32 protein-coding genes and 1 pseudogene are annotated in these 24,981 nt (G+C 69.7%); 6 read left to right on the top strand and 27 right to left on the bottom strand.

Annotated features, from left to right (window positions below; genetic code table 11):
- The 7 genes from ACSLTV_RS34605 to ACSLTV_RS34575 all read right to left on the bottom strand — a co-directional run.
- Positions 1-723 (bottom strand): AAA family ATPase (locus ACSLTV_RS34605; RefSeq protein ID WP_435613581.1); only part of this gene is annotated, 723 nt, incomplete at its 3' end.
- Between the two features lie 38 nt (positions 724-761).
- Positions 762-1,217, bottom strand: a complete 456-nt coding sequence (locus ACSLTV_RS34600; protein ID WP_435613580.1) for a transcriptional regulator — start codon at positions 1,215-1,217, stop codon at positions 762-764.
- 96 nt (positions 1,218-1,313) lie between these two features.
- The gene (locus tag ACSLTV_RS34595) at positions 1,314-1,802 is read right to left on the bottom strand and encodes a hypothetical protein (protein ID WP_435613579.1); all 489 of its coding nucleotides are present in this window, start codon (positions 1,800-1,802) and stop codon (positions 1,314-1,316) included.
- Between the two features lie 326 nt (positions 1,803-2,128).
- Complete coding sequence (locus ACSLTV_RS34590) at positions 2,129-2,920, bottom strand: hypothetical protein (protein ID WP_435613578.1); 792 nt, start codon at positions 2,918-2,920, stop codon at positions 2,129-2,131.
- 96 nt (positions 2,921-3,016) lie between these two features.
- Positions 3,017-3,412 (bottom strand): RapZ C-terminal domain-containing protein, encoded by a 396-nt coding sequence (locus tag ACSLTV_RS34585; RefSeq protein WP_435613577.1) that lies wholly within the window; start codon positions 3,410-3,412, stop codon positions 3,017-3,019.
- A gap of 17 nt (positions 3,413-3,429) precedes the next feature.
- On the bottom strand, positions 3,430-3,642 hold the full coding sequence (locus ACSLTV_RS34580) for a hypothetical protein (protein WP_432158819.1): 213 nt from the start codon (positions 3,640-3,642) through the stop codon (positions 3,430-3,432).
- A 372-nt stretch (positions 3,643-4,014) separates the two neighbouring features.
- Positions 4,015-4,335: a DUF6919 domain-containing protein gene (locus tag ACSLTV_RS34575; RefSeq protein ID WP_432158818.1), complete on the bottom strand. Its 321-nt coding sequence runs from the start codon at positions 4,333-4,335 to the stop codon at positions 4,015-4,017.
- Positions 4,336-4,655: 320 nt separating this feature from the next.
- Here ACSLTV_RS34575 and ACSLTV_RS34570 point away from each other — a divergent pair, with 320 nt between their 5' ends.
- The 3 genes from ACSLTV_RS34570 (at position 4,656) to ACSLTV_RS34560 (ending at position 6,651) form a co-directional block, all read left to right on the top strand.
- On the top strand, positions 4,656-4,955 hold the full coding sequence (locus ACSLTV_RS34570) for a hypothetical protein (RefSeq protein ID WP_432158817.1): 300 nt from the start codon (positions 4,656-4,658) through the stop codon (positions 4,953-4,955).
- Positions 4,956-5,240: 285 nt separating this feature from the next.
- The gene (locus ACSLTV_RS34565) at positions 5,241-5,903 is read left to right on the top strand and encodes a hypothetical protein (RefSeq protein WP_432158816.1); all 663 of its coding nucleotides are present in this window, start codon (positions 5,241-5,243) and stop codon (positions 5,901-5,903) included.
- A 163-nt stretch (positions 5,904-6,066) separates the two neighbouring features.
- The gene (locus tag ACSLTV_RS34560) at positions 6,067-6,651 is read left to right on the top strand and encodes a YrhB domain-containing protein (protein WP_432158815.1); all 585 of its coding nucleotides are present in this window, start codon (positions 6,067-6,069) and stop codon (positions 6,649-6,651) included.
- Here ACSLTV_RS34560 and ACSLTV_RS34555 read toward each other — a convergent pair.
- From ACSLTV_RS34555 to ACSLTV_RS34510, 10 genes and pseudogenes are all read right to left on the bottom strand, one after another.
- Positions 6,633-7,201: pseudogene (locus tag ACSLTV_RS34555) on the bottom strand (DUF3885 domain-containing protein). The gene ACSLTV_RS34560 and the pseudogene ACSLTV_RS34555 overlap by 19 nt on opposite strands.
- 78 nt (positions 7,202-7,279) lie before the next feature.
- Complete coding sequence (locus ACSLTV_RS34550) at positions 7,280-7,459, bottom strand: hypothetical protein (protein WP_432158814.1); 180 nt, start codon at positions 7,457-7,459, stop codon at positions 7,280-7,282.
- 172 nt (positions 7,460-7,631) lie between these two features.
- Positions 7,632-8,360, bottom strand: coding sequence for a hypothetical protein (locus ACSLTV_RS34545; RefSeq protein ID WP_432158813.1), 729 nt, complete (start codon positions 8,358-8,360; stop codon positions 7,632-7,634).
- 124 nt (positions 8,361-8,484) lie between these two features.
- Positions 8,485-8,721 (bottom strand): hypothetical protein, encoded by a 237-nt coding sequence (locus ACSLTV_RS34540; protein ID WP_432158812.1) that lies wholly within the window; start codon positions 8,719-8,721, stop codon positions 8,485-8,487.
- A gap of 109 nt (positions 8,722-8,830) precedes the next feature.
- Complete coding sequence (locus ACSLTV_RS34535; protein ID WP_432158811.1) at positions 8,831-9,364, bottom strand: hypothetical protein; 534 nt, start codon at positions 9,362-9,364, stop codon at positions 8,831-8,833.
- Positions 9,365-9,472: 108 nt separating this feature from the next.
- On the bottom strand, positions 9,473-9,688 hold the full coding sequence (locus tag ACSLTV_RS34530; protein ID WP_432158810.1) for a hypothetical protein: 216 nt from the start codon (positions 9,686-9,688) through the stop codon (positions 9,473-9,475).
- A gap of 132 nt (positions 9,689-9,820) precedes the next feature.
- Entirely contained in the window at positions 9,821-10,426 is a 606-nt protein-coding gene (locus ACSLTV_RS34525; RefSeq protein WP_432158809.1) for a hypothetical protein, read from the bottom strand.
- 85 nt (positions 10,427-10,511) lie between these two features.
- Positions 10,512-10,805 (bottom strand): hypothetical protein, encoded by a 294-nt coding sequence (locus ACSLTV_RS34520; RefSeq protein ID WP_432158808.1) that lies wholly within the window; start codon positions 10,803-10,805, stop codon positions 10,512-10,514.
- A gap of 21 nt (positions 10,806-10,826) precedes the next feature.
- Entirely contained in the window at positions 10,827-12,890 is a 2,064-nt protein-coding gene (locus ACSLTV_RS34515) for a hypothetical protein (RefSeq protein ID WP_435613576.1), read from the bottom strand.
- A gap of 173 nt (positions 12,891-13,063) precedes the next feature.
- Positions 13,064-13,762 (bottom strand): hypothetical protein, encoded by a 699-nt coding sequence (locus ACSLTV_RS34510; protein WP_432158806.1) that lies wholly within the window; start codon positions 13,760-13,762, stop codon positions 13,064-13,066.
- Positions 13,763-13,978: 216 nt separating this feature from the next.
- Between ACSLTV_RS34510 and ACSLTV_RS34505 the strand changes: the two genes are divergently transcribed.
- Positions 13,979-15,199: an RNA-guided endonuclease InsQ/TnpB family protein gene (locus ACSLTV_RS34505; RefSeq protein WP_432158805.1), complete on the top strand. Its 1,221-nt coding sequence runs from the start codon at positions 13,979-13,981 to the stop codon at positions 15,197-15,199.
- A gap of 61 nt (positions 15,200-15,260) precedes the next feature.
- On the opposite strand, the gene ACSLTV_RS34500 is transcribed toward ACSLTV_RS34505, so the two are convergent.
- The 10 genes from ACSLTV_RS34500 to ACSLTV_RS34455 form a co-directional block, all read right to left on the bottom strand.
- A complete protein-coding gene (locus tag ACSLTV_RS34500) occupies positions 15,261-16,613 on the bottom strand; it encodes a hypothetical protein (RefSeq protein WP_435613575.1) in 1,353 nt (450 codons plus the stop codon).
- Positions 16,614-16,632: 19 nt separating this feature from the next.
- Positions 16,633-17,100 (bottom strand): hypothetical protein, encoded by a 468-nt coding sequence (locus tag ACSLTV_RS34495; RefSeq protein ID WP_435613574.1) that lies wholly within the window; start codon positions 17,098-17,100, stop codon positions 16,633-16,635.
- Between the two features lie 182 nt (positions 17,101-17,282).
- On the bottom strand, positions 17,283-17,552 hold the full coding sequence (locus tag ACSLTV_RS34490; RefSeq protein ID WP_432158802.1) for a hypothetical protein: 270 nt from the start codon (positions 17,550-17,552) through the stop codon (positions 17,283-17,285).
- 157 nt (positions 17,553-17,709) lie between these two features.
- Positions 17,710-19,047, bottom strand: coding sequence for a DUF2637 domain-containing protein (locus ACSLTV_RS34485; protein WP_435613582.1), 1,338 nt, complete (start codon positions 19,045-19,047; stop codon positions 17,710-17,712).
- Between the two features lie 131 nt (positions 19,048-19,178).
- Positions 19,179-19,949: a GIY-YIG nuclease family protein gene (locus tag ACSLTV_RS34480; protein WP_435613573.1), complete on the bottom strand. Its 771-nt coding sequence runs from the start codon at positions 19,947-19,949 to the stop codon at positions 19,179-19,181.
- A 163-nt stretch (positions 19,950-20,112) separates the two neighbouring features.
- Positions 20,113-20,286: a hypothetical protein gene (locus tag ACSLTV_RS34475; RefSeq protein ID WP_432158771.1), complete on the bottom strand. Its 174-nt coding sequence runs from the start codon at positions 20,284-20,286 to the stop codon at positions 20,113-20,115.
- Positions 20,287-20,385: 99 nt separating this feature from the next.
- Complete coding sequence (locus tag ACSLTV_RS34470) at positions 20,386-20,637, bottom strand: WhiB family transcriptional regulator (RefSeq protein WP_435613572.1); 252 nt, start codon at positions 20,635-20,637, stop codon at positions 20,386-20,388.
- A complete protein-coding gene (locus tag ACSLTV_RS34465) occupies positions 20,637-20,957 on the bottom strand; it encodes a hypothetical protein (RefSeq protein ID WP_435613571.1) in 321 nt (106 codons plus the stop codon). The genes ACSLTV_RS34470 and ACSLTV_RS34465 overlap by 1 nt, the downstream gene beginning before the upstream one ends.
- A gap of 161 nt (positions 20,958-21,118) precedes the next feature.
- Entirely contained in the window at positions 21,119-21,940 is an 822-nt protein-coding gene (locus tag ACSLTV_RS34460) for a hypothetical protein (RefSeq protein ID WP_435613570.1), read from the bottom strand.
- A 311-nt stretch (positions 21,941-22,251) separates the two neighbouring features.
- Positions 22,252-22,560, bottom strand: coding sequence for a hypothetical protein (locus tag ACSLTV_RS34455; protein ID WP_435613569.1), 309 nt, complete (start codon positions 22,558-22,560; stop codon positions 22,252-22,254).
- A 251-nt stretch (positions 22,561-22,811) separates the two neighbouring features.
- Here ACSLTV_RS34455 and ACSLTV_RS34450 point away from each other — a divergent pair, with 251 nt between their 5' ends.
- Together ACSLTV_RS34450 and ACSLTV_RS34445 are read left to right on the top strand one after the other, a co-directional pair.
- Entirely contained in the window at positions 22,812-23,570 is a 759-nt protein-coding gene (locus ACSLTV_RS34450; RefSeq protein ID WP_435613568.1) for a GntR family transcriptional regulator, read from the top strand.
- 306 nt (positions 23,571-23,876) lie between these two features.
- Positions 23,877-24,981, top strand: a 1,105-nt coding sequence (locus tag ACSLTV_RS34445; RefSeq protein WP_435613567.1) for a helix-turn-helix domain-containing protein, incomplete at its 3' end; no start/stop codon positions are given.

Below are 24,981 nucleotides of genomic sequence, written 5' to 3'. Positions count from 1 at the left end.
AAAGGCCAGGGTGAGGTGGTCGCCGGCAACGTCGAGGACGACGACGCGGTCTTCACCGGTGACGAGGTCGGAGCCGTCCTTCCAGGTGGCCAGGCGGGCGATCTCGGGGCCGAAGAAGCGGCGCAGGAGAAGTTCGTCGTTGCCGAGGCCGTCGCCTCCGTCCAGGCCCAGCTCGCGGCGCCGGGTGTCGCTGACCCGCTGCAGCAGCACGCCGAGCCGGCCGAGACGCTGGATGCCGGGGGCGAACTCGGCGTAGTCGAAGCCCTCTTGGCGTAGGCGGGCGGGGGAGGCGGTGGCGACCATGGCCTGGTGCTGGGCGCGGAGGATGTCCTCGGGCACGTGGCGGTCGCCGGTGCGGGTGGCGTTGCGGGCCAGGCACACGTTCAGCGGGGTGGGCACGATCAGGGCGACGGTGGGGACGCCGTAGCGGCGGGCCGTGGCCAGGAGCGTGGCGCGGTCTTCTGGGTTGGTGGAGGTGGCGTCGATGACGGAGGTCAGCCCGCGGCGCAGGCGTGCCTCGAGGACGCGGAGGAGGGCGAAGACGGCGTCGCCGGTGGCGGACTGGTCGCCGGGGGAGTCCGAGACCAGGGCCCTGTAGTGGTCGAGGCTGAGCACCTGGGTGGGCTCCCAGGTGCTGGCCAGGGTGGACTTGCCCGAGCCGGCCGGGCCGATGAGGACGATGACGGCCGGGTCGGGGAAGTCGGTGTCGAGGAACGATGTCACGGTGGGGCTCCCTGCGGGACGGAGGGCTGCGGAGAGGCTCATTTGGAGGCCGCGATGAGAGCGGCGGCGGTCTCCACGGCGTGGTGGAAGGCCTGGTCGAGGGCGTAGGCGCCGCCCAGCGGGCCGCCCAGGGCATAGAAGCGCGCCTTGCCGGTGGCGTCCGCGAGGGCCTTGAGGTGGATGCGCCGGTCGGCCCACCAGTGGGTGCCGGCCGACAGGGCGAGCGCCGCGGCGACCCGGCCGGGCTTCAGGCGCAGGCCGAGCACGCGGGATCCGGCGTACAGGACGGCGGCCTGCGTGGCGGTGTAGGTGGCCACATGCGCGGTACAGGCGATGCGCCCGGCCCGGCTGGACTGGTCCTCGTTCTCGTCGTGCTGGCCCTTGGTGACGGCCTGATGGTCGGACTGGATCCAGTGGTCACCCAGGTCCGCGGCCATACGCAGCAGGGCGTAGGTGGCGGCGAAACGGGTGGCTCGGGTGCTGTTTTCGGTCATGCTGGAGGTGCTCCTCGTCTCGGTTTGGGGCTGCGGGAGTTGCCAGGGGACGGCCGCGGGCGTTCTTGGCCGGATGCGGCGGCCGCCCCCGGGCAGTTACTTCGTGGTGGGGGCGTGCGGATCGGGCACGCTGGCGCAGTCCTCGTCGTGCTGGTGCGCGACCCGGCCGCCGGTGCGGCGCAGGTCGGTAAGGATCTGCAGCAGGTCCTCCTCGCCGTCCATCTGGAAGTCCACGTAGCCGCGGCCGCACGCGCAGGGCGCGATCAGCGTGAGGACGTCGCGGGCGCCGTCGGCCTCGCTGATGGCGAGGGTGTGGTGCAGCCACAGGCCGCCCTCCAGCCAGGCGACCGCGCTCGCCTCCAGCCGGTTGTCGCGCAGGGCGATCTTGCCGTCCCAGTTCTCACCGTCCAGGGCCTGGCCGCTGGTGGCGCCGTAGGCGTTGTAGACGTGGTGGGCGGCGGCGATCTCGGCGTCGTCGCGCTGCTCGTCCTCGGTGTACTCGTCGTCGACCATCGCGAACAGACGGGCCAGCGGGGAGTCGTCGTCGAGCGCGGAGGCGACGGGCGAATCGAGAATGTCGGTCACAGGGTCTCCTTAGTGCGTTTCGGGGATCGGGCGAATTACCCGGTCCTCCGCACCGCCCCAGCCCGCAGGCAGGGTTGGGGCGGCACGGGGGAGAGGCAGTGGCTTGGGCGGTCTACGGGGATGCGCCGTACCGGTCACGGGGTGGGGGTGTGGAGGCCTCGCGTGTGGGGTCCTTCGGGGCAGCACACCTGGTGCCCCCGACCACGCCGGCGTCCATCAGCCCCGACCACGGGTCACGATCCGGCAACACGTCGCCTGGTCGCCCGTGGTTGGGGCTGTGGTCGGGCCGACCACGCTGCGGTGCCGGGGCCGTCAGGCCGGTGAGGTCAGACGCCGGCGAGAGCGGGGGTGTTCGTGTCCAGGCCGGAGCCGCGCAGGATCGCCAGGACCTCCCGCTGGAAGTCGTAGCGGCCCAGCAGGTCGTGGAACATCTCGGCTGCGGCGAGGTACCAGGCGCGGCGGCGGATGTGGGAGACGGCGTCCTGGCCGTCGAGGACGGCGGCTGCGGCCTGCTCGGCCGTGGTGCACGCGAGCTCGCGGGCCTGGCTGATGGCGGCCTCCCGGCGTGCCGAACGCGCCTTCGCGTCGACCCACCACTGGGCGTGCTTCGGCTGCACGCGTCCGGTGATCCAGGCGTCGTAGCGGGCGCGGGTGCCCTCCGGGTCAGCCGCCCACTCGATGGCCCACTGGCCGACCAGCTCGGGGAGCTGCTGCTGGATGAGGCTGAGGACCTTGTCTCCGCGCGGGCCGAAGGCGCGCGAGATGTCGGTCTCCTCCACGACGCGCAGCCGGTGCGTGAGCACCCAGTACGGGTAGTGCCGCCCGCCCCAGTTGCCCCTCTCCCCAAGCGGTTCGACGATCCACAGCCGGACCGGCCACTGGACAGCCCACTCGCTGCTGCGTTCCAGGACCTCGCCGACACCGCGATGGGTGTAGGTGCGGAAGTAGGAGAACGAGCTCTCGTCGTACCACTTGTGCTTGCAGGGGGTGGGGTGGTCGACGACCTGGCCGACGTGCTCGGTTAGGTTGACGGTCTCGTATGAGGTGGTGAAGCCGGCGGTGGGCGGGACGGTGCCGTCGGGCATCGTCACCATGTAGTGGAGCGACGGCTTGCGCAAGATGGCCTCCGAGGGTGTCTTCGGTGCGGGGCCGGACTGTCCGGTCCTCCGCAACGCCCCAGCCCCGGGAGCGGGTTGGGGCGGCACGGGGAGCCGTCAGGGTGCGGCGCGGTCGACGACGGGCCGGTGCATGTCGCGGTGGTGGAGGTCGACTTCGTGGCCGCGGCGGCGCAGGCGCCGGGCCAGCAGGTAGGCCGTTACCCCGGCGCGGTGCCTGCCGCCGGCGCAGCCGACGGCGATGTGCAGCGGTTGCTGGTCGGCGCCGGGGCCGCGGGCGTAGGCCTGGGCCTGCGCGACGGTGGCCGCGAGCAGCTGTTCGATGCCCGGGGTGCGCTTCACGGCCCGGATGACCTTGCGGTCGCGGGCGGTCAGGGGGCGCAGGCTGGTGTCCCAGTGCGGGTCGCGGAAGTGCTGGCGCAGGTCCAGGACGATGTGCACGTCGTCAGGCCGGGGACCGTGGAGGTGCCCGAAGGAGGTGATGCGGATGTCCATGGGGGAGGCCTCCGGGCTCAGAACGGGCTGGTGGTCCACGGGTCGTCGGATGCGCTGCCGGACTGGCGGACGGGGGCGGGGGACGGCTGTTCGACTTCGTTCGCGTCCTCGTCGCTGTAGCCGTCGGCGGCCTCACAGCCCAGGGAGCAGTACGACCCGGCGTGGAAGAAGGGGGCGCCGCACAGAGCGCACTCCTTCTCTTCCGGCTCCTTCGACCAGTCGATGATCACGCTGGGGTCGATGCAGACCTGGCAGCGCCCGTCGGTCTGGTCCAGGACGCCGGAACAGCCGTCGTTGCAGACCTGCCAGTCGATCGCGGTGCAGCCGCACTCCCGGCAGATGATCTTCGGGGCAGGTGGGGGAGCGGCCGGTCCGGTGGCGGCGGCGAGCGTGTCCCACAGCAGGCTGCCGGGGCCGACCTCCCGGTCGGCGAGGGTGATCTGGAGGGGGCGCGGCCGCGTCCACGGCGTGCGGGAGTTTGGGCCACATCGCCTTGATGTCGTCCAGGCCGAGCGCCTGACCGAAGACGACGTCGCGGCCGTCTCCGGTGGTGACGGTGATGCCGTCGCCGGGCCCGTCGTAGAAGGCGTCGTGCCAGTCGCTCAGCGCCATCTCCAGCTCGGCCTTTTCGGCGGTGTCGACCAGGCGGCGGATGAGTTCAGGGTCGGGGCGAAGCCCTGCACCGCGGCCCGCTGCTGCAGTTGCCCGTCGGCGAATCCGGCCTGCGCGGCGACGATGACGAATCCGGCGCGGTTGGCGGTCGCGAGGACGGGAGTGTGGTCGGCGAGGGTGGGGTGCGGGCGGTGGCTCGCACGGTGGCCGGGGAGGCTGCGTACGGTGCCCTCCCACCAGTCGGCGGTGGCCTGCCCGAGGTCGCCCAGGGTGCGGGCGTCCCGCCAGCGGGCGCGGTCAGCGCGCCTCATCCATAAACGCCTCATGTGGTCCTCCAAGCGGCGGTCGGAAATGGGTGTGGTCGTTCAGCGGGAGCCGGTCATGCGGTCTTCGGGCCGGCGGGCGGGTTCACGTACGAGCTGGGGTGGGCGGGGGTGCCCTCGTGGCACTCCAGGCAGATGCCGAGGGAGGTCTTTACTGGCGCAGAGCACTTGTTCTGGTGCGACCGGTTCTCGTGGCGCTCCTGCTGGTCACGGGCGACTGCCTGAGTGGTAGATCGTCCGTCAGCGCGGTCGGCGCCTGAGTCGAAAGGCGGTCGACGGGACCATCTGGTGCAGGGGATCATGCGTAGGTGTCGCCGATCGAAGCCGCAACCGATGACCTGCAAGACCTCGCTGTTCTCTGGAGTATCGGCGAGGCCCATGCTCACGATGTCGTCGAGGCTGCCTGCGCGGCGCTCGTTGCCGGACTAGACAGTCCGGCACTGCGCATTCTGGCCGGATACACACGTGCGGAGGCGGAGTACGACGTTCCCGACCTGCTTCCCGTCGTACTCGACGAGCTGGACCTTGTGTTCTACGCACGCGACAGCGAGCCGGGCAGGACGCTGCCGTGCGGGCGCTTGCGTACCAGATGCTGGCGGGCCGGCTGACGCCGCGAGAGCTTGCCATGCGCATCCACCAGCGGTTCGGCCACCAGCTATCCCTGGCCGAGCGCCTTGCTGAGCTTGATGACGAGTACGACATCGTCGAGTACGGGAGCAGGACGTTGGCCCAGCTCGATGCCGAGGTCACGGCCGAAGCTCAGCGTCTGGCGCATGGACGGCCCGACCAGGACCGACATTCGTAGCGATTCGCCAGGCGCACTCCCCTCACGCGGTCCTGACCGGTGCGGCACAATCACGGTCAACTGGGCAGGCAACGGTGGGGGTGGGAACGTGGGGCGTTTTGGCTCGCGAAGCCGGCGTAAGGGCATACCGAACGAGCCGGCACTACTGGCGGCGGCTGCTGAGAATCCGGGTGGCAGCGTCGCCGAGATCGACCCGACGTATATCGACGACCCAAACGGCTACGTACCGCCCGAGGCAATCCGCGGCGCGTGGGTGGTGGACAGCAGCGGGAAACTGACAGGTGAGTACCAGGAGAATCCCCGTCACGGGGTGCCGCAGGACGACTTCAGCAAGCTCACTGACCCTGATCACTGGCTTGGCTGGCTCGGCGATGATCCCGCGACCGCCGTTCGGAAGGGCATCGAAGAGTCCTTGCGCGCCCAGGTGGCAGATGCAGTGGTCGAGTGGGTCAAGATCCTTGAGACGCCTCGGTTTCTCACGGGTGGGCGCCGACATTCTGAGGATAAACAGGTCATGTTGGTGACCCGCGCGGCACTCGCCGCATCGTTTGCGTTGTCCGTGCGCACCAGGCAGCACGGGCGTTCCATCCTCCTGGGGGTGTTCTCGTGGGCGGCGGTGAACCTCTCACCGCCCGGAGTCCGCAAGGATCGGCATTGGTTTGACCTGGGTGTCGAGCTGGACTGGGCCGGTGAACGGCTTCAAGAGCGGATCTACGAAATTGACGGTGCGGACGGCACCGCCGAGCGGTAGAGCGGGAAGTCACTCAGGACCGGCGGTCAGAGCGGATGCGAGAGGGGGGACTTCAGGATCTACTCGCCTGAGTAGTAAGAAGGTCCGTCAGGCCCCTCGTACGTGGCGCTGGGCCATGCAATTTCGCTGGTCGTCATAGGGGCCGGTACGGGATGCTGCACGCGTGATCGAGCGAGAAGTCGCCGTTCGGGCTGTCGAAGAGCTGCTGGAGCGCGACTATCAGCAGTGGCGGGCTGTGAGCGCGGACGCGGTGAGGATGGCTGTGGTCCGTGTCGAGGAGCACGAGCTGGTGTGGATCGTCTCCTGGCAGTCCGAGGAGTTCGTACGCACCCGGAACTCGAAGTACGCGCTGATTGGTAATGGGCCGTATCTGGTCGACCGCGTCGACGGGGGACTGCATCAGATCGGCGTCGTCTGCCCGGTAACCGGGGAGTGGGAGGCCGACTACCGGGCTCGGATACGTGGGCTGCCGGTGCGCACTGCAGTGGACGATCTACACGATGCGCTCCGCGGAGTCGCCGCTACGCGCGGACGGATGCATGCTGTGCGGACACTGCGCCAGAGGCTGCCTGTGCTCGCGCCCGCGGAAGCCCTCGAATACGTGAGCGCGTTGCTGGAGGGTGATGCGCCCGCCCGCCTCGTGGCCGTCGCCACCAACGAGCTCGTGGAGCCTCTCAACCCGGTAGTTGCGGTGAAGACCATTCTGAGCGGGGCGGCGATCCGAACCGATCAGAGACCCGAGGGGTGACTGGAAAGCCAGTCGGCGTGCCGATTGCGCATCCGGTCGCGTTCTTCGGGTGTGGTGAGGAAGACGTCGGCACCACCGTCGTAGGGGTGGTGGATGCGCTGCATGCGGGTGTCGGTGATGAGGATTCCCCCACCTTGTCGTCGGCGGTATCTCGGAGCAAGTCGTCGATGCAGCCGCGCTGCCAGGGCCGGCGTGCGGCGAAGAGGTGGCAGTACGTGCGGAACTCAGGGTCGGGATCGTCCTCCACCAGCAGGCTCTGCCAATACACCGTTCCGGGTTCGACTGACGGAACCTCAGCTTCGGTCGTCCAGAGCGGAGTGATGACGTACACGTCCGCGCCAGCGAACAGCTCGTGGAGGACGGTGTTGTAACGCTCCAGGACGACGGTGTATTCGCTCTCGCCCTCCGCGTACCGCTTCGATTCCGGCAGGCTGTGAAAACGTACCCAGACATCCCGATACGGGCCCCGGAGCTTGTACCCAACCGGCAGGCAACTGGGCCAACGCTGCTGCCACAGCTCCGTCAGATCCGCCTGCCGGTCTCCAGACACCCGTCGCACTCGTCGTCTCGCGCATGAACCTACCGACGACCATGATGCCGGTGCTCACGAACGAGAGACACCGACTTCTTAGCTGTCGCTTCGCCGGCTGCTGATGTAGCCGGTCCAGTCGCGTTTGACGAAGTTCGTCTCGCGCAGGCCGCTGTGGGCGCGCTTCGCCTTGTCCCGCTCGTCTTGGGCATGGACGAGTCGCTGGGCGAGGGTGGGGCAGGTGCAGGCGTCGGTGTCCGCGTCGTGCAGGCGGGCCACGCAGCCGGGCACCAGTCAGCGGGTTCCGTCGGGCTCCTGGACCCAGTAGCAGGCCAGCGGCGGCCTGGGGCGGGTCGTTGGCGTGCTGCTCAACTGCGTCGTCCTTTCCGGGGGCTGGCCGTTCTCCGCCCGGTCCGCGCGCGGGGCGCGGGCCGGACGGGCAGCGGTCAGGTCAGTTCAGCGACGGCGGCGGCTGCCGGGTGGGGTCGTACGGCTGGTAGGGGGAGGGCTGGGGCGGAATGTGGATCTCGGCGTGCACCTCGGGGGCCGGTGCGTCGACTTGGACGTCGACGAACACGGGCCGGGTGAAGCTGATGCCGCGCAGGGCGAGGACGGACAGGGCCGTCCAGGCCAGGACGGCGATGCCGGCGGCGACCTGGCGGCCCGGCTCGGGGGTGGCGATCCACACCATGGTCACGGTGGCTGCGCCCCATGCGGTCCAGGTGAGGCGGGCTGGGGTGTTGCGGAGGTAGCCGAGGAGGAAGGCGACGACGCCGACGGCCTGCCACGTGCTGTACGCGGTGGTCGCGGTGATCGGCAGCGTCTGGGTGTGGGTGGCGAGGTAGGAGCGGACCGGCTGGTCGATGGTGGCGAGCAGCCCGGTGTGGTCGTCGCTGGTGGGGGTTGACCAGGGAAGGGCACGCGCGATGTCGATAACAGTGGTTCCGACGCCGTACAGCGAGAAGAGTCCGGCGAGGACTGCGGCGATGATGATGACGGTCTTGATCCATCCGGCCATGAGCCGCCAGCCGTAGGTGGGGGCCATCCGGATTTCGTGGAGGCGCAGCCCGAGCCAGCCGTGTTCGCTGCTGAACTGCTTCCACCAGGTGAAGGCCCGCGTGGGGGCGGTGGGCTCCTGCTCGTGGTCGGCGTGGGTGTCGGGGTAAGGGGTGACGCTCATGTCGTGTCGCCTCTCGGATCGGCGGGACGGGCTCGGATGGTTGCTGTGCGGCCGGTCGGCCTGGCCGGTCCCCGGAGTCGCCGCGCAGGGGCGGGACGCCGGGGGCCGGACGGGCGGGCCGAGGTCAGGCGCTGGCCGGGTCGGCTGTGTCGGTGCGGACGTAGCGCTGTTCGTCTGCGTCCCAACGCGCGTGCGTGAGCAGCCGGTTGTAGTCCTCGATGGCGCCCTCGATGCCGGACGGGCAGGGCACAAGGCCGAGGCCGGGCTGTTCGGTGAGCCACCAGCCCCACGCGCGGCATTCGGCGGCGCCGACGAAGGTGCCGCTCCAGCGGCTCTCGCATGCCCCGTCGTGGTCGCACATCAGGCGTTGGCGGCCTGTGTCGGGGCAGTGGGCGGTGTCGCAGCCGTCGCCGTGGAGCTCGCCGGCGGCGACGGCTCAGTCGGGGCAAGGGGGGAGGTGCGCTGTGCGATCATCCACGGGGTGCCTCTCCGGTGGGGAGGGTCGTCACGGCGTCGACCGGCCAGCAGGGACCGGAGCACGGGGTGCGGTCGGGCAGCTGGTGCGGGTGGAGGATCGGGGCGCCGCTGGCGGCGTGCATGCCGCGGTAGCGCCACACGATGCCGGGGCGGCGGCGGGCGTCGTCGGCGGGCACGTAGTCGGCTGCCAGGTCGTAGCTGCGGCCGGTGGACGGGTTGGTCCACGTGCTGAGTTGTTCTGATGCCTGGCTGATCAGGCCACTGCCGGGCTCGGTATACCGGGTGACGATGGTGTCCAGCTGCGCTCTGATGCGTTCGGCGTTGGCGCGGATCCAGTCAACGACCAGGTGCTCCTGGCCTCGGGGCGCGTAGTAGGCGGTGCTGTCGTGGGGGTCGGCTTCGAGCGCCTGGTCCAGGTGGGCCATCGCCGCGACCATCTCGGTGACGACGGGTGCCTCGACTCGGACGACTCTCGCGGCGTGCAGGCAGTAGCGGATCTCGGTCGGGTGGGCGGGGGCGGTGGTCAACGAGCACTCCTTGCGTGCGGTTGGGGGAGGGGCCGGGCGGCCTGTCCGGTCCTCGCCCCGCGCCGGCGTGCGCAGCGGGTGGGGCGAAGGCCGGGCGGGCGGTCCGGATCACCGTGTGTTCGGGGTGGTGCTGACGGCCGGTGTGGTGTGCGCGGGCGGCGTGTTGGTGGCGGCCGGGGCGTTGGTGCTGTGCTGGCCGATCAGGAAGCCGATGATCAGGGCGACGACGGCGAAGGCCTTGTGGCGGTTGGCCTGCCACCAGCTGGGCTTGGCGGGAGTGGCTGGCTGGAGGGTGAAGACGGGGCCGGACTGCTGCTTGGCCATGACGGATCGCTCCTTGGCGAGGAAGAGGGGAAGGGAAATGCGGGCAGGCCGGTCGGCCTGGCCAGCCCTCGGGGCTCGCGGGTGCGGGCAGGCCGAGGACCAGGCAGGTCGGCAGGACGAACCGGGAGGCGCTTACTGCTTGTTGCGGTTGCGGTCGCCCCATTGGATGTTCACGTCGCCGCCTCGGCCGATGAGCCGGTTTCCGCCGGTGTCGATCTGCGGGGCGAAGATGACCGTCTGCCCGTTGTCCGTGCCGGGCCCGGTGTCGCCGCTGGTGTGGGCGGCCGCCTTGGCGAACAGGGAACGGACGACGACCACAGCGCCGAAGAGGATGACGGCGAGGACGAGGGCCACCTTCCAGAGCATGTCGAGCACGTCCACGAGCCCTCCCAGGGCCGGCGCGGCAATGCGGAGGGCGAGCGCGCCTCCGAGGGCGAGAGCGGTGAGGCTTCCGGCAACCATCCCGATCGCCTTGGCCCAGCCCGGCATCGGATCGTGCGGCGGGCCTGCGGGGACCGGGTCCAGGCGGTGTTCCACGGGGCGGCCCCAGGCTATGCGGCCGTCGGGGAGCTGTACCTGGACGGCGCCGGGAACGGGCACCTGGTACAGCGTCAGAGATGGGGCAGCCGGCTGCTGCACGAGCGGGTACTGCTGAGGGGCGGGCTGCCAGATCGCGGTGGGCACGGCGGGGGAGTGAGGGCCGACTTCCTGGTCGACCAGGTACTGCTCGGTGTTCATAGGGCGCTCCAGGGGAGTCGGGCACGGCCGAGGCCGGCCCCTCGGGGGAGAAGGGACCGGCCTCGGTGACGGGGGCAGGTTGCGGCTACCGCTCGCCGCTTTCGACGGCGGCGTTCAGCTCCGCGAGCGTGGCGTACTGGCGGTGGAGCCGGGAGCGGAGCTGGACGCGGACGCCGACGGCGCGGCCGCTGGCCATGAGCTCGGTCAGCAGGTCGCGGGCGGGACTGGCCGGGTCGGCGACGAGCGCGGCGGCCTCGTCCAGAACGACGGTGACCGGCCTGGCCGGGGCGGGCTCGGTGCCGAGACGGGCGGCCCGTCGGCGGGCCAGGTCGGTGGCCGCCTCCAGGAGGGTGACCGGGCTGAGGTCGGTGCTGGGCATGAGGTTTCTCCTCCGTACGGGTCAGGCGGCGGCCATGTAGTCGGCGTGGTCGGTGTGGACCCAGGCGCCGTGACCGAGGTTGATGACGGGCACGTTCGGGTCGTCCTTCATCCGGTTGAGCGCGGTGCGCACCCGGGGGCCGGGCACGCCCAGCGACTTGGAGATGATCGCCGGGGCTGCGGGTTTGCCGTGCTTGTGGAGGAAGGCGACGATCTGCCGGGTGGTGTCGGACATCGTGGGGCCCTCGGGCTCCACGGCATCCGGCACCTTCTCCATGGCCACGGCAGGCACCGGCTTCTTGGCGGGCTTCTTCGCCGGGGACGGAGCCGTGTCGGTGAAGCGGTCCGAGTCGTAGGTGTACTGCTCGCCGGCGTTGCGCAGGCGGAGCATCAGGGCGTGCTCGTCGAGGATGTGCCGGATGATCGGCAGGGCGTCGATGCTGGCCTGCTCGATGCCGGTGGTCTCGCCCTCGTGGGCCAGGCCGAAGGGGTCCTCGACGTATGGGGCGCGCCACATGGCGGCCCGGTTGTCGGGGCCGGCGAGGTAGCCGAGGCCGCCGGTGCCGGTGCCGTCGTTGAACTCTTTCGGGATGGCGCCCGGGTCGACGCCGGCGAGGGCGGTGCCCGCGGCCCGCTTGCCGGTCGCGGACGAACCGGAGCGCAGGACGGCGTTGTTGCCACCCTGCAGCAGGTCGCGGATCAGGGTCTCGCCGCCCAGCTCGCTCGCGTTGGGCGACTGGTTGGCGAGGCGGAACTTGATGCCGACCTTCCGCGCTTCCTTGGCGAGGTCCCCGATGATCTTTACGGCTTCTTCGCCGTACTCGGGGTCGTTGAGCAGGTCGTGCGCCTCGTCGAGGGTGACGGAGACCAGCGGGTCGGGATCGCCCGGCACGAAGAAGGCGCGGCCGACGCGGGTGCGGCCCTTGTCGTCGACCCACTTCATGCGGTTGTAGCGCTGGCCGCGCTCCTTCATCAGGGCGTGGATGGCGCGCAGCACGACGATGCCGAAGGCGTTGCCGGGGGCGAACACGCACACGCCGTCGGGCCAGTCCGGCAGGGACAGGCCGGCCTGGGGGTCGATGACGATCGAGCAGACCAGCGGGCTGCGCCGTTCGATGCCGAGCAGGCCGTCCAGCAGGCGGGACTTGCCGGAGCCGGTGGTGCCGGTGACGAAGGAGTGCACGGCGCCGGAGCCCGGCAGGAAGAACCGGTAGTGCGCCTCTTCGCCGTCGTAGTAGATGCCGATCGGGGCGAGTCCGGTCTCCGGGTCCAGGACGTGCTGGGGGCCGAAGAGGGTGCCCTTCTTCAGCGGGTTCTCGGTGAACACGCTGATGCGGCCGCGGCGGGGGCCGAGCGGCTCCATCGCGATCAGGTCGAGGTCGTCGATGTCGAGTGCGGAGGCGGTCTCCACCAGCCGCATCTCGAACTTCTTGCCGCGGGGGACGAGGACCTCCGCCGACCAGCCGCCCTTGGGCAGGCCGATCGGGGAGACGAGCTTGCTCTTGGGGTACGGGCCGTCCGCGACGGCGGCGTATTCCATCCAGTCCAGCATCTGCTGGGTGAGCTCGGGGGCCTTCGCGGTCGGGCGGCGGCCCCAACGGCGCCAGGTCCAGGCGCCGTAGCCGAGGGACCAGGCCAGGGAGGCGCCCCACCAGGGGTTGTCTCCCCACTCGGGCCCGCCGACGCTCGCCATGATGGTGAGCAGGGTGGAGCCGGTGACCGGCATGGACAGGCCGATGTAGCGGTCGGTGTCGGAGGGCAGGGTGCGGGCGGGCCACCACTGGCCGCGCCACTTGATGAGGCCGGGCACCCAGCCCCACGCGCCGGCGGCCGCAGCCCCGGTGAAGCCGAGAGTGAGGGCCGTCTTCCAGCCGTCGGGCACGGCGGACAGCACTTCGCCGACCGGGCCCATGCTGGCGGCCATGGACGCGAGGGTGAGACGGCCGCGGTTGTCGATCGCCCACTGCTTCGCGGTGCGGGACTGCTTCGTGCCGGTCGCCGCCTTGGCCAGATTCTCGTTGGTCTGCGCGGCGACGAAGGCGGCGAGGTCGACGTACTGGGGGGTGGGGTTCTTCGGGGCGCGCACGGCGGTTTCCCTTCATGCTCGGGGCGTTGGAGAACAGGGGCCGGGGCCCAGTGCTCCCCACCGCCTCCGAACCGCGCGGGTGGTGCGCAGGTCGGGGGCGTCTGGGCAACACAGGGGCCGGGCCCGCCGGTTGGCGGGCCCGGAAGGCCTGGAGTGCTGCGTGCAGGCGGCGCCTATTCGGCGTCGTAGAAGGTGTTCTGCGCCATCGGGACGTCCGCGTCATCGACAGCGTCCTGGATACGGCCGTGGTTGCGGTGCGCGGTGCGCGCGGCGGTCTCGGCCTGGTTGACGGAGGTGTCGGTGGCGTTCTTGTACGCGTCGGCGGCGGTCTTCTGCCCGGCGATCAGGTCGCTGAGCATGTTGATGTTGCCGACGGTGTAGTTGTCGACCTTGAGCGCCTTCAGTTCCTCCGCGATGCCCTTCATCCGCTCGGTCATCTCTCCGGACCAGGCGGCGAGGTTGTCGACGTCCTCCTGGCGCGACTCGACTTCGGCGCGGATGGTGTTCAGCGCGGTGAGCAGGGCGCGGTGGTTGACGACGTCGCCGATTTTCGTGATCGCCATAGGGCGGGTTCCTTCCTGTTCGGGGCTGGGGTCCTGGGTAACGTCCTCGGTGCCGTCGGAGAAGTCCTCGGGGGCGTCGATGTCGTCGTCCGGGTCGATCAGCCCGTAGCCGGGGGGCGTCCGGGGAGCCGAGAGTGACGATGTCGCTGTCCTCCCAGCGGCCCGGTCGCTCTCCCGCTCGTAGTCCGCGTCGAACCACGGCAGTGGGTCGTCGGGGTGGCGGGGGTCGTAGATGACAGTCGTGCCGATCCGCGTGTAGTGGACGTTGACTTGCCGGCGGATGCCGTGCTCGTCCTTGTACTCCCACACGTACGGTTCGACACGCCGGGGGGTCGCTCACCGGGAATCCGTGAGGATGCCCCGGTCTTCAGGCCTGGGAAGAATCGGACTCCTGCGTCGCAGGGCGGGGGTAGCCGGATCGCCGCCAGGACGATCTGGCGTCCACCCCGTGACGGGGTGAGGCAGCCGACCTCCACAAGGATCAAGAGCTCTCAACTGTCAGTCCTCCCAGGTAGGTTCGGAAGCATGACGACAGCAGCGATCACGGAAGAATCCGGGCATGCCCGGTACACCTTCCGTGTGCGCCTGTCAGCGACGGCCCGGCGCGCACTCGAAGCCGAGTGGGACCGGTGCCGGTGGATCTGGAATGAGTGCGTGGCCAAGTCGAAGGCCACCCATCAGCAAGCCAAAGCAGCAGGCGAGAACCTGACCTGTGGTCCGGCTCAGCTCGACAAGATGCTGACCGGGGCCCGGCGCATGACGCCGTGGCTCGCGGAGGGTGCGAGTGTTCCGCAACAGCAGGTGATACGCGACTTCGCCAAGTCGCGGGCGAAGGCGTTGAAGGACATCAAGGACCGGTTGCCGATGCACCGGCGCGCCGGGATGCCGCGCTGGAAGAGGAAGCGGGACGCGCGCCCGAGCCTGAACTACACCCGGCGCGGTTTCCGCTTGAGAGACGGACGCCTGCATCTGGCCGGGGACATCGTGGTGACGGTGGTGTGGTCGCGGGAACTTCCGGCTGATCCGTCGAGCGTGCGGGTATACCAAGACACGCTCGGACACTGGTACGCCTCGTTCGTCGCCCGCGCCCCGGTCGAGCCGCTCGCCCCCACAGGTCGCGTCCTCGGCGTGGACTGGGGCGTGAAAGAGACAGCGACCACCACATCCGACGCCTACGACCTGCCGCACGCCGAGCACGGCAGGCGAACCGCCCAGCGCCTGGCCCACTACCAGCGGATGATGGCCAGGCGCCGACGCCCCAAGGGGCAGGCCCCATCCGCAGGCTACAGAGCTGCGCAGGAACAGGCCGCCAAGCTGCACAAGAAGGTCGCACGCCAGCGTGAGGACACCGCCCGCAAGTGGGCGAAGTCCGTAATACGTGACCACGACGCAGTAGCGGTGGAGGACTTCCGGCCGAAGTTCCTCGCGAAGACCGCCATGGCCCGCAAGGCCGCTGACGCGGCGATAGCGGCGACCAAACGCGCCCTGATCGAGATGGGCCGCAAGCACGGCCGCGCCATTCACCTGGTACACCCCGCGCACACCACAATGGACTGCGCTACGTGCGGAGCGAGAACCAAGCACGCACTGCCTCTCTCGATGAGAACGTATGCCTGCACCGCGTGCGGAGCCGTATCCCCCCGGGATAAGAACTCCGCCCGCGTGATGCTGGTCCGGGCAGGTCTGGCCCCGGACGGTGCTGAGGGCGTAAGACCGCCTGGGCCGCTGGCCCAGACGGCGGCCTGAGCCGTAAATCCCCGATCAGCCCTGGAAGGCAAGGTCCCCTCCTTTCAGGAAAGGGGAGCAGTCAACGGTCGTAGTAGCCGGCCTGAGCGGCCCGCTCGACCGGGGAGGACTGGACGGCCTCGGCGATGCCGCCGTGGGACTTGTAGGCGGCGGCCGCGGTGGCCGCGGCGAAGTCCCCGGCGTCCTTGGCGGCCGCCCCGTACGTCGCGGCGGCCTGGGACTGGGCGTGGATTGAGTCGCGCAGTTCGTTGATCTCTGCGCGGGTCTTGTCGTCAACCTCCAGCTCGGCCAGCTCCGCCTCGATCTGGTCCAGGCGGTCGGACAGGGCCCTGTCGTCGTCGGCGATCGCGATCGCTTCCTCCGCGCGCATCTCACACATTGCCTTTGTGAGGGTGAGCGCGTTCATCAGCCCGTCCAGAGTGCGGATCTCGGGGATGACCGAGGCAGGTGAGGACATGAGATCTCCGTTCTGTGCGGGGTCGGACACCACGCTCAGGTGGCGGCGCCCGGTGGGGGAGTCGTTGGCCGGCTTCTGGTCTCGATCCGGCTGGGCGTTGCCGCCGCCGGGCTGGCTCTGGGCTTCTGACGGGCTGGATTCGGGCTCGTAGGCCTTGGCTTCGGCGGTGCGGGCCCGTTCCTCGGCCGCGGCCTCGCGTTCCTTCGCCTCGCGGGCTTCCTTCTGCGCGGCGAGCACCTTGTCTGTTGCCGCACGGTCACGGGCTGCCTCGGCTTCCTTCCTCGCCTCATCGGGTTCGGCTTCGGCCTTATCGGCCCGCTCCTTCTCGCGTTCGGCGCGTTCACGCTCGAGTTCGGCCTCGGTCTTCGGTGGCGTGACGTCGGCCGGGTCAGTGCCGACCGGTGCGGGGGCGGCTTTCGGGTCCGCCTCGGGCGCTTTCGCGTCCTCTGTCCCGTCCTTCGCGTCCGGGTCGCCCGCCTCCAGCGGGTTGGTGGGCATCGGTGGGAAGGGAGGGGGAGGCCCGGCCTTGGCCATCGCCTCCTCCGCCTTTCTCTTCGCCTCGGCTTCTTCCTTCGTCCGCCGACGCTCCTCCGCCTTCGCCTGCATCTTGCGGCGGTGCTCTTCGCGGATCTCCGGCCACCGCTCGCGGTAGCCCTCACCGACGGCCTTCCACATGGTGGAGCCGGTCTCGGTGATGACCGCGAGCGGGTAGGCCGCCTTGCCGCCGACCGCGGCGCTGCGCGGGGCCCGGGAGCTGAAGGTGCCGCCCGGCTCGGTCGGGGCAGGCGTCTTCTTCGCCACCGTGGTGGAGCCGTCCTTCGAGCCGCTGGCGGCGACCTTCTCGACGGTCTTACGGGACTCGGCGGTGTCGTAGCGGCGGTTTTCGACGCCGGCCAACTTCTCCACGCCGCGTGCTCCGGCGTAGGCGATGGCGACCAGCAGCAACAGTTCGAGCACGACTCAGCTACCTCCCTGTTCAGGCCAAGCCGAAGGCGCCGGCGACCAGGCGGCCGACGGTCGTGACGACCCAGGCCAGGGATGTCTGGATGAACTCGCCGACGGGTCCGGGGATGGTGGAGGCGAGGACCGGCATGACCGCACCGAGGATCCGGGTGCGCATCTCGACCTTCCGCGTGACCAGGTCGTTGACGAAGACCGCGGTCACGAACAGGGCGGGAACGCCGGTGATGATCAGGCCGGTCCACTCGCCCACCCGGGACTCCGCCCAGGTGTTGATGGAGTTGACCATCTCGTTCCACCAGCGGCCCGCCGGGGTGGCGACCATGGCCGTGGACGCGGTGGCGATCAGGATCGCCTGCGCCCGGTCGGTGTGCAGCTTGTTGGTGACCTTGTTCAGGCCGGGCAGCTTCTCCGCGTAGAAGAGGAGAGCGGCGGACCCGGCGCAGGCCCCGCCGGCGGCGGCGCTCACAGCAGCGTCGATCATGGAAAGTCGTCCTTCCGGGACTCAGTTGGGGATTTGACGGGCGATCACGGAGCGTCGTACTCTCGCGCGCGCACGGGCGCGCCTGTGCGCACGGGTGCGCGCGGCCGCACGGGTGGGGTCTGTTCTCGCTGTTACAGCGGCTTGTCACAGGGCTCGTAACAGCTCGCGTCACAGCCGGGCGGTCACTGTGCGTGCGTCTCGCGGATGTTGTCGAGGGCGGCCGCGACGGTCTCGTACGCGCGGTCTCGAGCCTCCTGGGGGAGCTTGTCGAGGACGCTGCGGAGGCGGTCGAAGGTGACCGCGGCGACCGCGTCCGGGCCCTCCTGGCGGGCTTCCTCCAGGCGCCGGCCCCAGTGCTCCGCCTGCCGGGCCTGCTTCTCGGCCCGCTTGCGCCTGAGCGGCTTCTGGCGCTGCGGCGGGTTGTTCCACGGGGCGGTTGCGGTGTCACTCACCTGCGGTTTTGCCTCCTTCCAGGGGCGGGTTCGTGGCAGGGTTGGTGCCGGCGCTTCGGCGCCTTCACCGCGTCCCCGAGGTGTTGACGGCATCTCGGGGGCCGGTGGAACCGTCGAAGCGGGTCGTTTGTGCAGGTCAGGGGCCTCTTGGTGGGTGTCAGAGGTACTGGCCGGTGACCGGCTCTGGCTCGGGCTGTGCGTTCTTCTGCTGCTCGCGCCGTACGACGCGGGCGACGGTCTTCTTGTCGACCGCCAGGCCCAGGGCTTCGGAGATCCGGTCGGTGATGACGCTGGGGTCGGTGACGCCGACCGCGAGTTGCTTGCGGACACCCGCCGCGATGGCCCCGCGGGGGAGCTTCTTGTCCGCGCTGTCGTTGTCCGCCGTGCCGTTGTCCGCCGCGAGCGGGGTGACGTCCGTGCCGTTGTCCGCACCCGCGTTGTCCGTGCCCCGGTTGTCCGGGACCTCGTTGTCCGCGCCGTGCGCACTGCCGTTGTCCGCCTTCATGTCCGGGGCGGACATCTTGGCGGCGAGCCCGGCGGGCAGCGGACGCAGCGGGACGCCGGGACGGACAAGCTCATCCGTGCTGTGCGGCCCGGCCTGCGGGTTCGCGCCCTGTCGGGGCTGTCCGCTGTTGTCCGCGAGGACAGCGTTGGTGCCATCGGCGTCCGGTGCGGACGTCCGGGCGGACGACGCGGACAGTTCCGGGCGCTCCGTGCTCTTGTCCGCGATCGCGGACAACGAAGCGGACAAGCGGGGCGTTTCCTTGTCCGCCGGGGCGGACACCGTGTTGTCCGTTGTCCTCGCGTTGTCCGCGCTGCGGGTGTCGATGTCCGCGAAGAAGACGACCGGGGTAGTGATGCCCGCGGCCTTGAGACCAGCCGGACCGGTCAGGGCGAGCGGAACGCCGTAGCGTGCAAGGCGCAGCGGGGTCATCGCGTCGACCGGGGCCTTGCGCCGCCAGGCCCGGCCGAACCGGGCACGCAGCCGCGCCTGGTAGACGAGGCGGTCCTGCTCCAAGCGGACAACGTGCTCGTAGGAGCGCAGTTCCCACAGCTTCATGCGGCGCCACAGCAGGAAGGTCGGCACCGGGGAGAGCAGCCAGCGGGTGAACCGCACGCCCTCCATGTGCTTGTCCGCCGTGATGTCGGCGATGCGGCCGATCGCGTGCCGGGCAGCCTCGACCGCAACGATGAACAGAAGCGGGATCACCGCGTGCATGCCGACGCCGAGCGGGTCGGGCCAGGCGGACGCGCCGTTGAACGCGATCGTCGCGGCGGTCAGCAGCCAGGCCGTCTGCCGCAGCATCGGGAACGGGATACGGATCCAGGTGAGCAGCAGGTCCAGCGCGAGCAGCACGATGATGCCCGCGTCGATACCGATCGGGAAGTACGGAGCGAAGCCCCCGAAACCTCTGGCTACGGCGAGTTCGCGGACAGCGGCGTACGAGCCGGAGAAGCCGATCGCGGCGATGACCGTCGCGCCGGCGACGACCATGCCGATAAGGGTCCAGTGCAGCCGGGTCAAGTGCGGGCCGGTGCTCTTCTTCGGTTCCTTCCCGGCCTGCTCGGCCGGCGTCGGGGGGCTGGGGCTGGTCACGGTGATCAATTCCTTTCAGAAGACGCGGCTCAGGGGGTGTCGTCGTTGTGCTGGTCGAGTCCCAGCGCGGCTTCGTCCCACCGCTTGCGGCCTTCGACGAGGCGGTCCCAGGCCGTGGTCTGTTTGAGGTTCAGCTCGGTCTGGATGAACCGCAGGTCGACCCGCTCGTAGCCGTGCGTGCGGATCAGTTCGAAGACCTGCTGGATCTCAGCTTCAACCCGCGGCTCACGGCGCCGTGGCCGACTCCTGCGAGTGGATGGCGGGGCATCCTCGGCAAGGGGAGTCGGACGGGCCGGCGGTTTGCCGTGCGTCTTGTGCCCGACGAATCGGACAATCTCGGGGGCGAGTTCGAACCACTCGCTGTCGGCGATGCGCAGCTTGGCGAACTTCGTGTGCAGCGCCCGCTCCAGGCGTGGGCCGCCCTGCAAGAGCAGCAAGGCCGCGTCCTCGCGCAGAGACAGCACCCGGATCCGTGCAGGCAGACAGTTGGTGTGGCCGATCTTCACGCGGCCGCCGTTGGCGAGGAAGTAGACGAGCCGCGGATGCTTCTCCGTCTCGGGCCACGTGGCGAGCGGCGCACTGTCGACCATGTGCGCTTCCGCGCGCGACAACGGCTGCGTGCCGTCCTCCCGCTGCGCCCGGATCCCTCGAAGGGTGCTTTTCAGAAGCTCGGGGACGATCGACAGCGCAACGATGACCTTGTGCTCGTCACACAGCGGGACGGGACGCCGGATACTCGCCGCCTCACCGCACAGCACGCGATCGCCAACAAACGCCACGCACGTGTAGTCGCCGCTCAAGAGTGCTCCTTGTGAAGGAAGACGAAGGCAGGAGATAAGGAGCCCGGGCCCGGCGCGGGGGGAGTGGTCGCGCCGGGCCCGGGTGGAGGCGGGGCAGGGGGAGGCCCCGGCGCTCCCTGTCGTCCCCGCCGGCGGGCGGGGACGACAGGCAACTCGGGGTAGTTCAGGCCTTGTTGCGGGCTGGGTTGAGGTAGGCGTCCTGCAGGCGGCTGAACGTGGTGAACAGCTGCTCCCCGGCTGTGCAGCGGGCTTCGGGGGTGCAGGCCGTGCAGGTGTCGGTGTGTTCGCGGAGCGCCCGGTCGGCGGCCATGTACCGCTGGTACAGGTCGTCAGCCACGACCGCCTCGGGCCCGCTGGTCGGTCCTGGACTGCTGGTTGACCCGGCGGAGCGCGTCCTCCAGGCGCTTCTTGTCGGCGTCGGTCATGCCGGCTCCTCCTACGCCTGCTGGGTACGGCGGCGTGCGGCACGCCGCTTCATCGAGCGCCACTCCGCCTCGCTCAGGCCGCCCCACACGCCGTGGGCCTGGCCGGACTCCAGCGCCCACTGCAGGCACTGCTCGATCACGGGGCAGCGGCGGCAGACGGCCTTGGCTTCCTCGATCTGCAGGAGTGCCGGGCCGGTGTCGCCGATGGGGAAGAACAGCTCGGGGTCCTCTTCGCGGCAGGCCGCGTTGTGGCGCCAGTCCATTACTTCGCGCCTCCGTCCGTGTCGGCCTCACAGACGACCAGGTGGTCCGAGTCCGTCCATACGCTGCCGACCGCGAACGGCTCGCCGTCCGGGCGCAGCACGTCGCGGACGATCACCACCCACTGGGCGCAGCGCCGCTTGAGCAGCTCGCGGGCCCGCTGCGGGTCGCGGATCACCGACAGCACCTCGAAGGCGCCGTCGCTGTTCTGGTAGATCGTTCCCTGGGCGCGGGGGCCGATCTGCTCGTCGACGATCCTGCGCAGGGCTTCGAGGGTCATCGGGTCGCCCGCGGGCGCGGGCACGGGAATCTGGTGTGGCATGCTGAGGGTGAGCAACAGGGCCTCCAGGTAGGTCCGTTCGAAACGCCCCCGGCGGCCACCGGGGGCGTTCGCTTTTTCGGTCGACTGCCGTACGAGCAGCCACGGCCGTCGCCCTCCGTGTCGGGAGGGCGACGGCCGTGGTCGTTCGTCGAAGGGGGAGTTCAGGCGGCCGGCTTCTTCAGCGGGAGACCGGGGCCGCGGTAGTCGGACACCGTGCCCGGCCGACGCCGCCTGGCCTGGTTGTTCTGCTCTTCAACCGCCGTGCCGGATCGCTTGGCGAGCTGCTCGGAGCCGTTGGTGGCCTTCTGCTGTGCCGCCCAGTCGGCGACCCGGCCGCGGGCGGCCCGCTTCTCGTAGCTGCGGTCGAACCGCTCCCGCTCCTGCTCGAAGAACGCCCGCAGCGCACGGCGTTCGGGCTCCTGCCGCAGCAGCCGCAGGTAGGTGCTGGCCAAGCGCAGCCCGTCGCGGCAGGCCAGGATGTTGCCGTCGCGGTCAGTGGCCGTGCCCTGGCAGGCGTTGCACGCGGCTTGGTGGGCGCGGAAGGCCCGGCGAACCATGTCCGCGCTGATCGGCGTCGGCACCACCTGCGTGGTCGCCGGGACCGGCGGCGTCGTCGGCTTGCGCGGCACCGGGGTACGGCGCCGGGAGGCGTTGGCCGTGATGGCCTCGCCGAGGCGGTGCTGCCACTCGCCCAGCGTCAGGTCCAGCCGAACTCGCCGGAGACTTCCCTCGCAGCGCCGCGCATCCGGGGTGCCGGTGCGCTCGGTGTGGTGCGGAACGAGCTTGGGGTGTCGGCTCTGGGCACCAGTGATGGGAACCCAGGTGTCACAGTCCGGGCAGATCAGGCTCTCCGTGCCGGGCATCAAGTCGATGTCGTTGACGTGCAGGGACGAAACCTTGAGAGCAGGCCGGTCGCTGACGCGCCGGGTGCGGGTCCGCTTGACCCGCTTGCGGGTCGTGTGCAGCTCAGACGTGGAAGACATGGGGGAACTCCTTAGGTACGGGAGTGGCATGGGAGTGCGTCGCGGGTGCTCTCTCCGCCCGTCAGGCCGCAACCACGGCGAACCGGCGTCCCAACGGACAGACAGCGCATCTGCGCTGCGACATGCACACAGCAGCCACGGGCCCGGAGGAGTTTGAAGTGCCTCTGAAAGGCGGTGAACCGCCTTCCTCGAACTCCGGGTACCACCGAAGGTGGCGACTGCTGGTCGTGCCAACTGGGATGCCGTCACCGGCTCCCCACCACCAGGACCGCAACCACCCAGGGGGCGGTCCTGATCGAAGGGACGCGGAGTCAGCCAGCGGTGCGCTGCATCTGCTCCAGGAGCGCGGCGTAGCTGGTCTTGCCGCTACGCGTCGTGCCGCCGATGAGCGACTGGAGCGCGCCGGCCTTGAAGTGCTGGGCCAGGTCCTCGGCGGTGCCGAGCTCGACGACCACCTCGCCACCGGCGACGTTGCGGCCGAGAACGAAGCGACCGGAGGCGATGGCCTCGGCGTAGGCCGAGCTCGCGGCCTCCAGCGTGTGCTCGTAGCTCTCGATGTCAGCGCTGGACCAGGTGGTGACGTCACCGTGCGCTGCTCGGAACTCGTCGGGGGTTTGCATAGGTCGTGCTCCTCTCGGAGGGTGAGGCTCGAAAAACGTCCCGAAGCTGACTGAAGAGGGCAAAGCTTCCCCGAGGCTCGATAACCTCGGTACCGAGGTTGCTCCTCTAGTAAGAACCATCCTCGGTACCGATGTCAAGAACCTCAGTACCGATGCGGTATCCTCCGCGGCGGACTCCCGGCGTGTTTAGGCGCCCACGAGGTACCTCGGTAGCCAGCCGGAATAAGATCGGTACTGAGGTTGGGAGACAGATGGCAGACGGGACGGGCGCACAGCCCACTAAGGCCCAGCAGATCGCAGCTGACCTGAAGGCAGCGATCGAGCGCGGGGACTATGGACCTGGCGATCGGCTGCCCGGGGAAAACGCGCTGGCCACGCAGTACGAAGTCGCAAGCCTCACGGCACGCAGGGCGCTGATGATCTTGCGAACCGAAGGCCTCATCGAGACTAAGAAGGGAGCCGGCGCCCGCGTCATCTCGTTCCGCCCCATCCGCCGCCGCGGCATCCAGCGACTGGCCCGTGGCCAGTGGGGAAGCGGGAAAACGGTTTGGTCGGCGGACGACCAACGCGCTCCGGACGTCGACCAGATCACGGTGATGGAAGACGTCGCTCCGCCTGAACATGTCAGCAACGTTCTCGATTTGGCGCCCGGCGAGACTGTGTGCGTACGCAGTCGGCGATACGTCATGGACGGACGCCCGGTCATGGTCGCAGAGTCCTACTTGCCCCAGTCGCTGGTGGCTGGCTCGCCCATCACACAGGCCGACACTGGCCCCGGCGGCATCTACGCGCGCCTCGCCGACCTTGGCCGCGCCCCTGCCCATTTCAGGGAAGAGATCCGTGTGCGCATGCCATCCGCCGAAGAGGCAGCCAGGCTGGCCATCCCCGCCGACAGGACCGTCATCAAGCTGGCGCGTGCAGCATTCGACGCCGATGGGCGAGCAGTGGAGATCAACGAGATGACCATGGACTCGTCCGCGTACGTGTTGGATTACGAGTTCGATGCCTGACCCCACACCAGTGCCAACAAACGCAGCGGCCGCAGTCGCTTCTGCGGCTCGAGCGTCGTACGCCTTGGCCACTACGCCCTCCTGGAGCGGAAGTTGGTGCCGGGTAGAGATCAGTAACTCCAGGTGTAGGCGTGGTGTCCGGTGACTTCTACGGTTGCCGTGTATCCATCCGCCGGATACACGGACTCGGATACATAGAGGGGGCTCGAGATGGGGCAACAGCCGAACGCGTTAACGCCAGATAGGTCGCCCCAGCACCGCCTTGGTTACGTAATTCGCGAGATGCGCGAGGCGCGTGGCCTATCCATGAGGGACCTTGCCGCCAAGACCTTCGTCTCCCACTCCAAGGTGCAGCGATGGGAGAACGGCGAACGCCCCCCGAAGGACCTGGGCGAGGCGGAGCGGATCGATAGAGCGCTCGGTGCTGGCGGTCTTCTGATCGATCTTTGGCGGGAGATCAACCAGGACGTCCCTGGGTCCAGCCATGTATCCGATTCCGCGCCCCATGTATCCGATACATCGTTGGACCTGGCCAGTACCGTCTTTCAGACGGCACCGTCTGACGGCGAAGGGATCTTCGTCCCTCGACGTCTAGACGATGGAACGGTGGTGCTCGTGGCACTCGATCGACGCGCGCTCCTGCGCGCCGGTGCGGGGATCGGTGCAGCGGCGGTGGCTGGCTTTCCCATGGCGGCGTCCGCGGCGATCGCAGAAGATCCATTCGGTTTCGCGCGGAGTGCGACCGAGAGTTGGTCCGGACTTCGGTTGTCTCGACCTGCCCCTGAGTTCGGTGTCGACTGGCACGCGCTTCTCCCGGGAGGCCGTTCCATGCTCGGCTCCCAGCTTTCGCTCCAGATCCATGCCGCGCGTGTAGAGGGGGGCAGGGTGATCGTGAGTGTGCCTGACCAGCGTCGCGCGGAGGAGTTCCTGGCGCGACCGCATCGCGGTCTGCTGGTCGGGGCAGTCGACACAGGGAGCGCCTCGACGTTCTACGTCCTGGACGGCCGCGCGGCTCGCACAAGGCTCACAAGGAATGGCGGCGTGCCCGAAGTCACCGCCCCTACGGCCTACGAACTGGATGACCTCACCTACGGAATTCTGTGGGCCGTCAGCAACTATGACGACGCCCTGCAGGCTGATGACCAGGCTCTTTACGAGACGCGCAGCGATCTCAAGGCGTACGAGCGGCTTGCTGCCTCCGCGGTCAGCCGGGAGGCTGCACCCGGGCTGAACACCGTTGCCCACATGTGGCTGGGCTCCGACTTCTGCGCTCGCCACATCCTGCGGGCGCTACCGGATCTGCCGACGCTGCCAGCGTTCTGGACCCGAGAACAGCGGGGGGAGGAGGCCAGCGCGTGGCTGATCTTCGACCACAAGTACCCGTACCTGCGGGAGACCACCAAGACGCTTG

This window comes from Streptomyces sp. bgisy159 (genome assembly GCF_965341775.1).
Classification (GTDB): domain Bacteria; phylum Actinomycetota; class Actinomycetes; order Streptomycetales; family Streptomycetaceae; genus Streptomyces.
This window is presented reverse-complemented; position numbering and strand designations above follow the sequence as displayed.

Coding starts and splice junctions, on each gene's coding strand:
- ACSLTV_RS34600 (WP_435613580.1), bottom strand. CDS start 1,217: ATGACCGAAAACAGCACCCGAGCCACCCGTTTCGCCGCCACCTACGCC.
- ACSLTV_RS34585 (WP_435613577.1), bottom strand. CDS start 3,412: ATGGACATCCGCATCACCTCCTTCGGGCACCTCCACGGTCCCCGGCCT.
- ACSLTV_RS34575 (WP_432158818.1), bottom strand. CDS start 4,335: ATGAGGCGCGCTGACCGCGCCCGCTGGCGGGACGCCCGCACCCTGGGC.
- ACSLTV_RS34545 (WP_432158813.1), bottom strand. CDS start 8,360: ATGAGCGTCACCCCTTACCCCGACACCCACGCCGACCACGAGCAGGAG.
- ACSLTV_RS34540 (WP_432158812.1), bottom strand. CDS start 8,721: ATGTGCGACCACGACGGGGCATGCGAGAGCCGCTGGAGCGGCACCTTC.
- ACSLTV_RS34530 (WP_432158810.1), bottom strand. CDS start 9,688: ATGGCCAAGCAGCAGTCCGGCCCCGTCTTCACCCTCCAGCCAGCCACT.
- ACSLTV_RS34525 (WP_432158809.1), bottom strand. CDS start 10,426: ATGAACACCGAGCAGTACCTGGTCGACCAGGAAGTCGGCCCTCACTCC.
- ACSLTV_RS34520 (WP_432158808.1), bottom strand. CDS start 10,805: ATGCCCAGCACCGACCTCAGCCCGGTCACCCTCCTGGAGGCGGCCACC.
- ACSLTV_RS34505 (WP_432158805.1), top strand. CDS start 13,979: ATGACGACAGCAGCGATCACGGAAGAATCCGGGCATGCCCGGTACACC.
- ACSLTV_RS34495 (WP_435613574.1), bottom strand. CDS start 17,100: ATGATCGACGCTGCTGTGAGCGCCGCCGCCGGCGGGGCCTGCGCCGGG.
- ACSLTV_RS34485 (WP_435613582.1), bottom strand. CDS start 19,047: ATGGTCGTCGCCGGCGCGACGGTCATCGCCGCGATCGGCTTCTCCGGC.
- ACSLTV_RS34470 (WP_435613572.1), bottom strand. CDS start 20,637: ATGGACTGGCGCCACAACGCGGCCTGCCGCGAAGAGGACCCCGAGCTG.
- ACSLTV_RS34465 (WP_435613571.1), bottom strand. CDS start 20,957: ATGCCACACCAGATTCCCGTGCCCGCGCCCGCGGGCGACCCGATGACC.
- ACSLTV_RS34460 (WP_435613570.1), bottom strand. CDS start 21,940: ATGTCTTCCACGTCTGAGCTGCACACGACCCGCAAGCGGGTCAAGCGG.
- ACSLTV_RS34455 (WP_435613569.1), bottom strand. CDS start 22,560: ATGCAAACCCCCGACGAGTTCCGAGCAGCGCACGGTGACGTCACCACC.
- ACSLTV_RS34450 (WP_435613568.1), top strand. CDS start 22,812: ATGGCAGACGGGACGGGCGCACAGCCCACTAAGGCCCAGCAGATCGCA.